The organism is Pseudoblastomonas marina, assembly GCF_014641655.1.
GTDB lineage: Bacteria > Pseudomonadota > Alphaproteobacteria > Sphingomonadales > Sphingomonadaceae > Alteriqipengyuania_A > Alteriqipengyuania_A marina.
Genome location: NZ_BMID01000001.1, coordinates 1,780,610 through 1,792,539 on the forward strand (window position 1 = coordinate 1,780,610; position 11,930 = coordinate 1,792,539).

The 11,930-nt window shown below is 68.5% G+C and carries 12 protein-coding genes; 8 read left to right on the forward strand and 4 right to left on the reverse strand.

Going from position 1 to position 11,930, the window contains the following annotated elements:
• The first annotated feature begins 26 nt into the window (after positions 1–26).
• The 3 genes from mgtE to IEW49_RS08775 are packed head-to-tail and all read left to right on the forward strand — an operon-like array spanning position 27 to position 2,169.
• A complete protein-coding gene (mgtE, locus tag IEW49_RS08765) occupies positions 27–1,451 on the forward strand; it encodes a magnesium transporter (protein WP_188642315.1) in 1,425 nt (474 codons plus the stop codon).
• A 30-nt stretch (positions 1,452–1,481) separates the two neighbouring features.
• Positions 1,482–1,874: a DUF1489 family protein gene (locus IEW49_RS08770; RefSeq protein WP_188642316.1), complete on the forward strand. Its 393-nt coding sequence runs from the start codon at positions 1,482–1,484 to the stop codon at positions 1,872–1,874.
• 49 nt (positions 1,875–1,923) lie between these two features.
• Positions 1,924–2,169, forward strand: a complete 246-nt coding sequence (locus IEW49_RS08775; protein WP_188642317.1) for a hypothetical protein — start codon at positions 1,924–1,926, stop codon at positions 2,167–2,169.
• Here IEW49_RS08775 and IEW49_RS08780 read toward each other — a convergent pair.
• Genes IEW49_RS08780 through IEW49_RS08790 form a run of 3 tightly spaced genes read right to left on the reverse strand, consistent with a single transcriptional unit; the run spans position 2,166 to position 5,034 of the window.
• Positions 2,166–2,837: a DsbA family oxidoreductase gene (locus tag IEW49_RS08780; protein ID WP_188642318.1), complete on the reverse strand. Its 672-nt coding sequence runs from the start codon at positions 2,835–2,837 to the stop codon at positions 2,166–2,168. The two genes, IEW49_RS08775 and IEW49_RS08780, sit on opposite strands and share 4 nt — an antisense overlap.
• Positions 2,834–3,727, reverse strand: coding sequence for an NAD(+) diphosphatase (gene nudC, locus IEW49_RS08785; protein WP_229658141.1), 894 nt, complete (start codon positions 3,725–3,727; stop codon positions 2,834–2,836). Before nudC ends, IEW49_RS08780 begins: the two co-directional genes overlap by 4 nt.
• Complete coding sequence (locus tag IEW49_RS08790; RefSeq protein ID WP_188642319.1) at positions 3,724–5,034, reverse strand: serine hydrolase domain-containing protein; 1,311 nt, start codon at positions 5,032–5,034, stop codon at positions 3,724–3,726. Before IEW49_RS08790 ends, nudC begins: the two co-directional genes overlap by 4 nt.
• A gap of 99 nt (positions 5,035–5,133) precedes the next feature.
• Here IEW49_RS08790 and IEW49_RS08795 point away from each other — a divergent pair, with 99 nt between their 5' ends.
• Positions 5,134–5,355 carry a hypothetical protein gene (locus IEW49_RS08795; RefSeq protein ID WP_188642320.1) on the forward strand — a complete coding sequence of 74 codons (222 nt, stop codon included), beginning with the start codon at positions 5,134–5,136 and terminating at the stop codon, positions 5,353–5,355.
• Here IEW49_RS08795 and IEW49_RS08800 read toward each other — a convergent pair.
• Positions 5,352–6,380, reverse strand: a complete 1,029-nt coding sequence (locus tag IEW49_RS08800; RefSeq protein WP_229658142.1) for an A/G-specific adenine glycosylase — start codon at positions 6,378–6,380, stop codon at positions 5,352–5,354. The genes IEW49_RS08795 and IEW49_RS08800 overlap by 4 nt on opposite strands.
• A gap of 29 nt (positions 6,381–6,409) precedes the next feature.
• Between IEW49_RS08800 and IEW49_RS08805 the strand changes: the two genes are divergently transcribed.
• The 4 genes from IEW49_RS08805 (at position 6,410) to IEW49_RS08820 (ending at position 11,928) form a co-directional block, all read left to right on the forward strand.
• The gene (locus IEW49_RS08805; protein WP_188642322.1) at positions 6,410–6,931 is read left to right on the forward strand and encodes a DUF721 domain-containing protein; all 522 of its coding nucleotides are present in this window, start codon (positions 6,410–6,412) and stop codon (positions 6,929–6,931) included.
• Between the two features lie 9 nt (positions 6,932–6,940).
• The gene (locus IEW49_RS08810; protein WP_188642323.1) at positions 6,941–7,621 is read left to right on the forward strand and encodes a DsbA family protein; all 681 of its coding nucleotides are present in this window, start codon (positions 6,941–6,943) and stop codon (positions 7,619–7,621) included.
• Between the two features lie 131 nt (positions 7,622–7,752).
• Complete coding sequence (locus IEW49_RS08815) at positions 7,753–8,493, forward strand: thioredoxin domain-containing protein (protein WP_188642324.1); 741 nt, start codon at positions 7,753–7,755, stop codon at positions 8,491–8,493.
• 21 nt (positions 8,494–8,514) lie between these two features.
• Positions 8,515–11,928 (forward strand): AAA family ATPase, encoded by a 3,414-nt coding sequence (locus IEW49_RS08820; protein WP_188642325.1) that lies wholly within the window; start codon positions 8,515–8,517, stop codon positions 11,926–11,928.
• The last annotated feature ends 2 nt before the right edge of the window (positions 11,929–11,930 follow it).

Sequence of the window (11,930 nt, forward strand, 5' to 3'; positions counted from 1 at the left end):
ACGCGCGGCTTGCCTAGACCGCTGTCATGACCGAGACCCGCGATACCGAGCTGCTTGATGCGCCCTATAAAGGCGATGGCGGCAACGTGGCGGACAATTTCGACGAGGACAACCGGCTGAAGCCCGAATTCGTCCGCCGGGTCGAAGACGCGCTGCACGACGGCGAGCCGGGCACCGCGCACGACCTCGTCGAGCCGCTCCACCCGGCGGACATCGCCGACCTTTTCGAGCTCATGGACGAGGACGAGCGCCCGCTGCTCGCGACCTCGATCGCCGAGCTGATGACCGCCGAGGTCGTCGCCGAAATGAACGAGCACGTGCGCGAACTGCTGGTCGAGGCACTGCCCGCCGACGCCGCCGCGCAGATCGCCGAACAGCTCGACACCGACGACGCGGTGGCGATGCTCGAGGATCTCGACGAGGCCGACCAGAAGGCGATCCTCGCCGAGCTCGACCCCGAGGACCGCGCCCCGCTCGAAACCGCGCTCGCCTATCCCGAGGAATCGGCCGGGCGCCTGATGAGCCGCGAATTCGTCGCGGTGCCGGGCCATCTCACGGTCGGCGACCTGATCGATTTCCTGCGCGAACAGCGCGACCTCTCGGCCGATTTCTTCGAGGTCTTCGTGATCGACGAGCGGATGCGCCCGCTCGGCACCTGCCAGCTGTCGTGGATCCTGCGCACCCCGCGCACGGTCCGGCTCGAAGACGTGATGAAACGCGACCAGACGCTGATCCCGGTCGATCTCGACCAGGAGGAGGTGGGCCTCAGGTTCCAGAAATACGCGCTGATCTCGGCCGCGGTGATCAATGCCGATGGACGGCTGGTCGGCCAGATCACCGCCGACGATATCGCCCACGTCATCGCCGAAGAGGCGGGCGAGGACGCGCTGCTGCTCTCCGGCGCGGGCGAAGGCGACATCAACGAGCCGATCCGCGAGGCCTACTCTGCGCGCGTGCGCTGGCTGATCGCGAATCTCGGCACAGCCGTGGTGGCGAGCGCGATCATCGCGTTTTTCGGTGCGGCCATCGAACAGCTGGTCGCGCTGGCGATCCTGATGCCGATCGTCGCCAGCATCGGCGGCAATGCGGGCACGCAGACCATGGCGGTGACGGTGCGTGCAATCGCCACCAATCAGCTGACCGAATCGAACACCATGCGCATATTGTGGCGCGAGTTTCGCGTCGCCGCGCTGATGGGGGTGACCATCGCGGTGCTCATCGGAGCGGCGGTGGCGGTGTTGTTCACGCCGCAACTCGGCGGAGTGATCGCGCTCGCCATGGTCGTCAATATCGTTATCGCAGGGTTGGCGGGCGTGCTGGTGCCGGTGATCTTCGACCGTCTGGATGTCGACCCCGCGGTCGCATCGAGCGTGTTCGTGACGATGATCACCGATTCGATGGGCTTCTTCGCCTTCCTCGGTCTCGCCGTGGCGAGCGGGTTGGTGGGTTGAGGCGCTCCATCGGCGCCCTATCTTGATCCCATGCCGCTTCACCTGACCAAGATCGCCTTCGGCGCGAAGAATTTCGCGGACATCGAGGGCTGGTACGCCAACCGCACCGACTTTCGCCTCAACACGCGCTATTGTCCGAAGCGGGTCGACGAACTCGAAGGCGGATCGCTCTACTGGATCTTCGACCATTCGCTGGTCGCGCGCTCGCCGATCGAGGGGTTCGAGCAGCGCCCCGACGGTCGCTGGTGGATCAACCTCGAGCCGCGGCTGATCCGCGTCCACCCCAAGCCCAAGCGCGCCCACCAGGGTTGGCGCTACTTGAAGGACGAAAATGCCCCGCGCGACCTCGCCGAGGGCGAGGATATCGGTGATGCGCTGCCGGGCCGGTTGCAACTCAAGCTCAAGAAGCTCGGACTGGTCTAATTCGGAACGCCACCCCGACCCGACCCGTTGGTTGGGAAAGGAGGTATTTATGCCCGAACGCCAATCGCTTCACCCTGACAACGATCTCATCGACCGCATGACCGATGAGGAAACGCCTTCGCAAGGGAGTTCCTCGGGCGGCACGGTCAATACCCGCGTCGGCAGCCGCGCCGATCTCAAGCGCGCGACCGATCCCGACAATCGCGAGCCGGTCGTCGGCTCGGACAATCCCGAGGAAGACGCCAAGAAAGGCGACAAGACGCTCGCCGCGATGCAGGACAGCCGCAAGAGCTAGGCGGTCTTCTCCGCTACCCGCCGCAGGGCCGTGACGTAGGTCTCCGGCTCCTGCGCGCCGGGCACCAGGAACTTGCCCGCCACCACCATCGCCGGAACCCCGGTGATATTGGCGTCGAACGCCGCGCGCTCCTCGGCGCGGATGCGCTGGGCCAGCGCCTCGTCATCGAGCGCCGCCGCAGCGGCTTCGCGATCGAGACCCACAGCATCCGCCAGTTCGAGCAGGACCTCGCGATCGGCGACGTCGCGCCGGTCGCGGAAATGCGCGTCGAACAGTGCCAGCTTGAGGTCGGTCTGGACCTCCCACCCGGCCGTATCGAGTGCATGGGCGAGCAGCTTGTGCGCGAGGAAGGTGTTGCGCATCAGCGCGGGCGGTTCCGCGCCGTCCCCCTCCCATTCGAACGAATAGCCGACCCGCTCGGCCATTGCCTGCATCCGCGCGGCGCCCTCGCGCGCCTGATCGATCGTGCGGCCATACTTGCGCGCGATGTGTTCGAGCCGCTCCTCACCCTCGGACGGCATGTCGGGATTGAGCTCGAACGGCCGCCAGCGCGTCTCCACCTCGATCTCGCCCTCGAGTTCATCGAGCGCCTTGAGGAGATTGCGGTACCCGATGATGCACCACGGGCACATCACGTCCGAATAGATGTCGATCGAGAGGTTGGTCATGAATCGTGCTCCAGCCACCAGGTCACGAGGTGATGCGCGATCGCGACCGAGCGGGGGAAGACGAGCGTCTCGGTCCCCTCGGACCCAGCGGCGCGCGCTTCCTCGAGTTCGACGCGGGTGAACCAGCGCGCATCCTCGAGCTCGGTTTCGTCGATCGTCAGCGCGGGATCGACTGCATGCGCGTGGCAGCCGATCATCAATTGCGAGGGGAACGGCCATGGCTGGCTCGCGACATAGCGCACGTCGCGCACGCTCACGCCCGCCTCTTCCTTAACCTCGCGCGCGACCGCCTCCTCGATGCTCTCGCCGGGTTCGACAAAGCCCGCCAGCGCCGAATAGGTGCGCGGCGGGAATTTGGGCTGGCGACCGAGCAACAGCTTGCCCTCGTGCTCGACCAGCATGATCGTGACCGGATCGGTGCGCGGGAAATGCTGGGCGTCGCAGGATGGACAATCGCGCTGCCAGCCACCCTTGGCGATCTCGGTCGCCGCGCCGCAACGCGCACAGAAGCGATGGCGGGCATGCCAGTCGACCAGGCTGCGCGCGCCGCCATAGGTCGCGAGGTCCTGCTCGGAGAGCAGGTTGATCGCCTGCCACACCTGCGGCTGGGCATAGGCCGGGCCCTCGGCACCCTCGGCGGGGACCGGGGCGAAGCACGGCTTGCCCTCCATCAGCCCGAGGAAGACGAGTTCGGCGTCGGGATCGCAATCGGCCAGCGTGCCCCAGGCGAGCGCGCCCCCATCGTCCATCCCCGGCGTCAGCCCGTCGAGCTTGAGCAGCCGCGCGCGCCAGTTCATCTGCCCTGCAAGCGCATCGGGATCGGCGCGCAGATGGTCCGCGCGGTCGAGCGGCGAGCCGGTAAAGGCGATCGCGGGCGGGGCGGAGGTCACGCCGCCGCGGCGGTCGCCATCTCGGCGAGGTCTTCGCGCACCGCCTTGGGGAAGGCCGCCTGAACCGCGTTCTCGCCCTGCGGCATGACCTGGGTGTAGACGCTCGCGCGCAGGTTCGCACCGAAATGGACGAAAGCCGCGGTGCTCGCCGCGCCGCCCCAGCCATAGGTACCCTCGTTATCGCCGAGGCCGACCCGGCCGCCCGCGCCGAAGCCCTCGCCCTGCACCCAGGTGCCGGCGGTGCTGGCGGTATCGGGCAGCAGGTTGGAGGTCGCCAGACGAACCGCGGCCTCGCTCATCACGCGGGTGCCGTCGATGCTGCCGAGCCCGAGCACCATGCGCAGGAACCGGTCGTAATCGCGCGCCGAGGAGACGAGGCCCGACCCGCCCCAGTAGAGCGGGGGCTGATCGAGATAGATCGACGCAACCGCCGGATCGAGCGGGACGAGGCTGCCGTTCATCACGCCATAATTGGTGGTGAGGCGCGATTTCTCGCTCGCGGGCACGCGGAAGAAGGTGCTTACCATCTTGATGGGATCGAAGATGCGGCGCTGCAGGAAGCGATCGAAGCGCATTCCGCTCGCCACCTCGATCACGCGACCGAGGAGGTCGATCGAGGCCGAATAGGACCAGCGCGTGCCCGGCTGGTAGATCAACGGCAGGCCCGCGAGCGTGTCGGCGAATTCCTCGAGCGAGGTGACCGACTTGCCGCCGCTCAGCCCCGGGATCGGCAGGCGGGTGACCTGGCCCGAGGTCAGGCCGAGCTTCCCGTATTCGGAATTGCCGGGCATGCCGGGGATCGCGTAGCCGAGCCCCGCGGTGTGGGTCAGAAGCTGGCGCACGGTGATCGGGCGCTCGGCCTTGACCGTGCCGCCGCCCGCGGTGCGCACCTTCATCTCCTTGAAGGCGGGAATGATCTCGCCGAGGGGCTGGTCGAGCCCGAGCTTGCCCTCGTCGACCAGCATGATCGTGGCGAGGCCGGTGATCGGCTTGGTCATCGAATAGATGCGATAGAGGCTGTCGATATCGGCCTGCGCGGCGCCGTCGCGCGTCTGCGGCCCCTTGGCGATCACGGCCGGCGCCTTCTGCCCGAAGCCGAGCACCGAGACCATGTTGACCGCCTTGCCGCCGCCGACGAACTCGTCGGTCATCTCGGCCACCGAAGGCCACAATTTGCGCGCCGCCTCGCTCTTCGCGAACGCCGCCGCGGGCGATCCGAGGAAGGCGGCACCGGCGCCGAACATGGCAGACCCGCGCAACATCTGGCGACGCGAAAGGGCGGGAACGGCGAATTCGGCTGGGCGCATGGACAAGATTCCTATCGGTTTCGAATGGCAACCGTCGCACTAGTTGCGCGAAGCTGCAAGAGAGTTGAATGGAGGCGCTGTCCTACCTATGTAGGACACATGAGAAACCTGATTTCCTGGATCCTCGGCCTGCTGGCCCTAGTCATCGTCATCCCCTCGACCATCCCGCTGCTCGGCTGGGGCAACTGGTTCGCTCTCCCCGTGCTCGCGCTCGGCGTGATCGTCGGCCAGCTGGCACCGCAGAAGTCCGGCCGGAACTTCAACCTGGTCGTGCTGGTGGTCGCGGCACTCCGCCTCAGCATCGGCGGCGGTATCTTCTAGGCAATCGCGCGGTCGGCTGCCTTCGCGAACAGCGTCGGCAGCCCCGCCTCGTCGAGCCGGTCGAGCAGCCACCATTCGCCATCGCCCGAAGGCTTGCCTTCGCCGCGATGCCGCTTCACCGCGAGCGTGAGTCGCGCATGGGTGAAGGTGTGTGTCACTGCACCGGCATCTTCCCACTCACCGTCGAGCGGGGCTTCGCCCGAGCCATCGACCCGCGCGGTCCAGCCATCGTCGGGCAGCGCGCGCATCCCGCCCATCATGCCTGTCTCGGGTCGGCGGACGAGCCACACCGCGCCGTCGCGCTCGATCCAGAAGGCGGCGCCGCGCCGCTCGGGCTTGGCCTTCCTTGGCGGCTTGACCGGAAACCGCTCGGGCTCGCCGGTGCGATAGCCCTCGCAGTGTTCGCGGACCGGGCACAGCAGGCACTTGGGATCGCGCGCGGTGCAGATCGTCGCGCCGAGATCCATCGCCGCCTGGACGAAATCGCCCGCGCGGCCTTCGGGCCAGATCGTCGCGGCCTCGGCGCGGATCGCCTTCCGCGCTTTGGGCAGCGGCTCGTCCACCGCGAACAGCCGCGCCACCACCCGCTCGACATTGGCGTCGACCGGCACCGCGTCCTCGCCGAACGCGATCGCGGCGATGGCGGCGGCGGTGTAGTCGCCCAGCCCCGGCAATTCGCGCAGGCCCGCCTCGCTTTGCGGGAAACCGCCGCGCTCGGCCACCGCGCGCGCCGCTTTCACAAGGTTGCGGGCGCGGGCGTAGTAACCGAGCCCCGCCCAGGCGGCCATGATCTCCTCGTCGCTGGCGGAAGCGAGGTCCTCGACCGTCGGCCAGCGCGCGACCCATGCCTCCCAACGGGGACGCACCGCGGCGACCGTGGTCTGTTGCAGCATCACTTCGGACAGCCAAACGCGATAGGCATGACCGGCGGGCCGCTCGCCGCCAGGCGGCACGCGCCACGGCAGCGACCGCGCATGGCCGGCATACCAGTCGAGCAAAAGGTCGGCGATCGGTCTGGAAGTCACGTCGCCCCCATGGCATAGTCGGTCCACCGATGAAACGCTCCGATCCCCCCAAGTCGCGCAAAGGACCCAAGCGCTACGAACGTCCGCGCGGACAGGGGGCGCGGCGGCTCGGCGAGCTGGTGCCCGATATCGGGCGCGCGGCGTTCCGCAAGTTCGGCTTCGTGCAGAGCTCGATCGTCACCCGCTGGCCCGAGATCGTCGGCGCGAACCATGCGCGCACCTGCCAGCCCGAGCGCATCCGCTTCGCCCGCGGGCGCAAGGATGGGGGCACGCTCGAACTGGTCGTGCTGCCCGCGCACGCGCCGATGATCCAGCACGTGATCCCCGAGATCATCGAGCGGGTGAACCGTTTCTTCGGCTACAATGCGGTGGCGCAGGTCAAGCTGCGGCAAGGCGCGGTTAAGGCGCCTGTTGCAAGACCGGCCGCCGCACCGCCCAGCCTCAAGCCGGTCCCGGTCGAGCTCGGCGAATCGTTACGCGATATCGGCGATCCCGAACTGCGCGCCGTGCTCGAGGGCCTTGCGCGCGGCCTCGGAGCCGACAAGGACTAGACCACCGAGATGATGCTCAAACAGATCACCGCCGCGTTCGCCGCGGTTCTCGCCATCGGCGCGGCCCCGCCGCAGTCGAAGAATTTCGTCACCAACGTCACCCGGACCGCGACCGGATCGCACCTGATCGGCAATCCGGAGGCGAAGGACACGCTGGTCGAGTTCGTCAGCTATACCTGCGGGCACTGCGCCGCGTTCGAGCGCGAGGGGGCCGAGCTGATGAAGGCGCAATACGTCGCCACCGGCCGGATGAAATTCGAGGTCCGGCACCGCGTGCTCAACGTCGTCGACATGACGGTGGCGACGGGTGTCCACTGCCTGCCGACCGCCAAGTTCTTCACCGCCCATTCGGCGATGCTGCGGAGCCAGGACAAATGGCTGGCGAAGGCGTCCTCGGCCACGGCTTCGCAGCAGGCGCGCTGGAAAGCCGGCACCCCGCGCGACAAGATGCGCGCGGTGGCTTCGGATATCGGGCTCTACGACATGCTGGTTCGCCACGGCCTGTCGCGCAGCCAGCTCGACAATTGCTTCGGCGATCCGGCAGTCTACCAGCCGATCACCGACCAGACCGCCGCCGCATCAAAGCGGGGCATCAACGGCACACCGACCTTCGAATTGAACGGCGTACGGCTCGCCGCGATCACTGCGCGCGATGTGCTGTTCGTGCTCGAGAACGCGATCAAGCGCTGATCCGAGTACCCAAGCCCCCTTCCGTCCGGGGTAAAGCTGTGCAAAGCCGGTGGACGAAGCGCACGGGCGACTTTCCCGCCGCGCGACCCTTCGCCTAGACTGTCATCCAATCTTTCCGTGAGGCCACATCCATGACCCGCAACTTCCACCTTCTCGCCCTCACCCCGCTCGCACTCGCGCTCGCCGCCTGCGGCGGCGGCGACGATGCCACCTCGGGCACCGAGCTGACCGGCGAACCGATCGCCGAAGTCCCCGCGCCCGAAGGCCAGACCTGGACCCAGGTCGTGACCCGCACCGAGGAAGGCGGCTATTTGATGGGCAACCCCGATGCCCCGATCAAGCTGCTTGAATTCGCTTCGCTGACCTGCGGGGCCTGCGCCCAGTTCTCGCAGCAGAGCTCGGAAGAACTCAAATCCGAATTCATCGAAAGCGGCCGGGTCTCGTTCGAATATCGCAACTACCTGCGCGGCCCTCAGGACCTGATCGCGGCGCAGATCATGGAATGCGGCGCGCCCGAGCGCGTGATCCCGCTGGCCGACCAGCACTATGCGCGCTTCGACGAGTTCGGCCAGGCCCTGTCCGATCCGCGCATGCAGCAGATTTCTAGCCTCCCCGAAGACCAGCAGAACGCCGCGTTTGCCGAGATCAGCGGCTTGCTCGATTTCTTCGCCCAGCGCGGCATCAGCCGCGACGAGGCGCTGTCGTGCATCGCCGACGAAGCGAAGGCCACCCAGATGGCCGAGCAGATGCAGAGCTGGAACTCGAATTACGAGATCACCGGCACGCCGACGATCTACATCAACGGCAACCCGGCAGGCGTCACCAGCTGGGACGCGGTCAAGCAACGCCTGGAGGCCATGGGCGCGCGGTAAGCGCGTCCGGGCAGCGCGCGGATGGAGTTCAAGCGGCTTAGACTGAGCGGCTTCAAGAGCTTCGTCGAGCCTGCCGAACTGCGGATCGAGCCGGGGCTGACGGGCGTCGTCGGCCCCAATGGCTGCGGCAAGTCCAACCTGCTCGAGGCGATCCGCTGGGTGATGGGCGAAAACTCGCCCAAGTCGCTGCGCTCGGGCGGGATGGAAGACGTGATCTTCGCCGGCACCGAAGCCCGGTCCCCGCGCGATTTCGCCGAAGTCCAGCTCTCGATCGCCGACGACGACGGCGACGACCTCGAATTCGTCCGCCGGGTCGAACGCGGTGCGGGCAGCGCCTATCGCATCAACGGCAAGGACGTCCGCGCCAAGGACGTCGCGCTGACCTTCGCCGATGCGGCCACCGGCGCGCACAGCCCCGCGCTGGTCAGCCAGGGCAAGATCGCGCAGGTGATCGCGGCCAAGCCGACCGAGCGCCGCCAGATGCTCGAAGAGGCGGCGGGGATCTCGGGCCTCCACGTCCGGCGCAAGGACGCCGAGCAGAAACTGCGCGCGACCGAAGCGAACCTTTCGCGGCTCGAAGACATCATGGCCGGTCTCGACAGCCAGATCGCCTCGCTGCGGCGTCAGGCCAAGGCGGCCGAACGCTACACCAAGGTCACCGACCAGATCCGGGTCGCGGAAGCGCGGCTGGTCTATGCCCGCTGGCGCGATGCCGCTGCCGCCGCCGATGCCGCGCGCAAGGAGGCCGAAGCGGCCGAAGCGAGGGTGACCGAGGCGCAGGCGCGCGCCAGGGAAGCCGAGAAGGCGCAAGGCCTCGCCGCCGAGCGCCTCGCCGAGGCGCGCGAGGAACAGGCCGACCGCCGCGACGATGCCAGCGCGCACGGCCACCGGATGGCGGCGCTGTCCGACCAGTTGCAGGCGGCCGAGGAACGGCTCGCTGACCTCGACCGCCAGAAGGCGCGGCTTGAGGAAGACCGCGGCGACGCCGACCGGCTGACCAAGGACGCCGCCGAGGCGCTGTCGCGGCTCGAGAAGGAATTGAAGGACGGCGCAGCCGCGCTCGCCGCCGACGAGGAGCGCCTGCCCGCGCTGCGCACCGAACTCGAAAAGGCCGAGAGCGCCGCGCGCAGCGCCGAACTCGCGCTCGCCAAGGCTACCGCCGACCAGGCCGGAGTCGAGGCCGAATGGCGTGTCGCCGAAGCCGCGCTCGAACAGGCGCAGAACCGGCTCGACCGGCTCGACGGCGAAGCGCGACGGCTCGCCGAGGTGCGCACCGCGCTGTCGGAGGAAGGCGATCCCGAGGTGCTGCTGCAGGACGCCGCGCAGGCGCGCGCCGCCGCCGAAACGACGCTGACCGGTGCGCGCGACGCGCTTGAGCAGAAGCGCGCGGCGAAGGAGCAATTGCAGGCCGCGCGCGACGAGGCCTCGTCCGCGCTCTCCTCGGCGCGCGCCGAACTCGCCGGGATCGAGCGCGAATGGCAGGCCCTCAAGCGCGACCGCGAAGCGCGCGAGCGGCAGGCGCAGGGCGCGCTCCCCAAGGCGCTCGACAAGGTCCGCGCCGAAAAGGGCTACGAACGCGCGCTCGCCGCCGCGCTGGGGCGCGACGCCAAGGCGATGCTCGGCAATGCGGACGGCGACGGGCGCTACTGGACCGGGGCGAGCAAGCCCGCACCGGTGGTCGACAGTCTCGCCGCCCATGTCACCGACTGCCCTCCCGAACTCACTGCCCGCCTCGCGCTCGTGCATGTCGTCGATACGGATGATGGCCGTGCCCTCAAACCGGGCGAATGGCTGGTCACCCGCGACGGCGCGCTGCGGCGGTGGGACGGGTTCGTCGCCCGCGGCGAAGGCGGGGCGGAAGCCGCGCGGCTCGAGGCCGAGAACCGCTTCGCCGAACTCGACACGCAGCTGCCCGCGCTGCGCAACGCGGTCGAGGCAGCCAATAAGCACCACGAGGAGGCGCAGGAGGACCTGCGCACATTGCAGACCGATCTCGTCGCCGCCGAACGCACGGTCAACGACGCGGTCGAGGACGAACGCGCGGCGCTGCGCGAGGTCGATCGCGCCGAGGCGCTCAAGGCCCGGCTCGCCAGCCGCGCGGAAGAGCTTTCGCGCGCCGAGGGCGAACTCGCCGAGCAACGCAAGCAGGCCGAACTCGATCTCGACCATGCGCGCGGCAAGAAGGCCGAGCTGCCCGACCCCGCAAGCGGGCGTGCCACGCTTTCCGCCGCGCAGGCGAAGCAGGACGCGGCGCGCGCCACCCAGCAATCGGCGCTCACCGCGCTCTCCAGCCACGAACAGTCGCTTGCGGTCGCGCGCGAGCGGGCCGAGCGCCAGAAGGCCGATATCGCCGGCTGGCAGGCGCGCAGCGACGATGCCACGCGGCGCCTCTCGGACATGTCGCGTCGGTTCGAGGAGATCGAGGAAGAGCGCGCGGTGGTCGCCGCCAAGCCCGAGGGGCTGATCAAGGAAATCGAACAGGGCGACGTCGTCCGCGCGCGACTGACCGCCGAGCTCGAGGCGGCCGAACAGGCCGTCGCCGAGGCGGGCGAGACCGCGCGCGCCGCCGACGAAGAGCTGCGCGAGGTGCAGGAAGCACTCTCGACCGCGCGAGAGGGCCGCGCTGCCGCCTCGACCAGGGCGGAGAGCGAGGATGCACGGCGTAAGGAAATGGCAGGGGTCGCGGGCGAGCGCTTCCAGGTCCCGCCGCCGATGCTGCCCGGAAAGTTCGAATTCGACGAAGACGCAGTCAAGTCGGCGGGCGAGGAAAGCACCGAGATGGACCGGCTGGTCGCCAGCCGCGACCGGCTCGGTCCGGTCAACCTCGTCGCCAAGACCGAGCTTGAGGAGGCCGAGGAAAAGCATGGCGCGAGCATCGCCGAGCAGGAAGAGCTGGGCGAAGCGGTCAACCGGTTGCGCGGCTCGATCGGCAACCTCAATCGCGAGGGCCGCGAGCGGCTGCGCGCCGCCTTCCACGCGGTCGACGCACATTTCCAGCGGCTGTTCGCGCGCCTGTTCGAGGGCGGCGAGGCGCATCTCGCGCTGATCGACAGCGACGATCCATTGGAAGCCGGCCTCGAGATCTACGCCCAACCGCCGGGCAAGCGTCTCCAGTCGCTGACGCTGCTGTCGGGCGGCGAACAGGCGTTGACCGCGATCGCGCTGATCTTCGCGCTGTTCCTCACCAATCCCGCGCCGATCTGCGTGCTCGACGAGGTCGACGCGCCATTGGACGACGCCAATATCGATCGCTTCTGCGACCTGCTCGACGCGATGGTCCGCGAAACCGCGACCCGTTACCTGATCGTCACCCACAATGCGGTAACGATGAGCCGGATGCACCGCCTGTTCGGCGTGACGATGGTCGAAAAGGGCGTCTCGCGCCTCGTCAGCGTCGATCTCGGTGGGGCGGAAGAGCTGCTCGCGGCGGAGTAGGT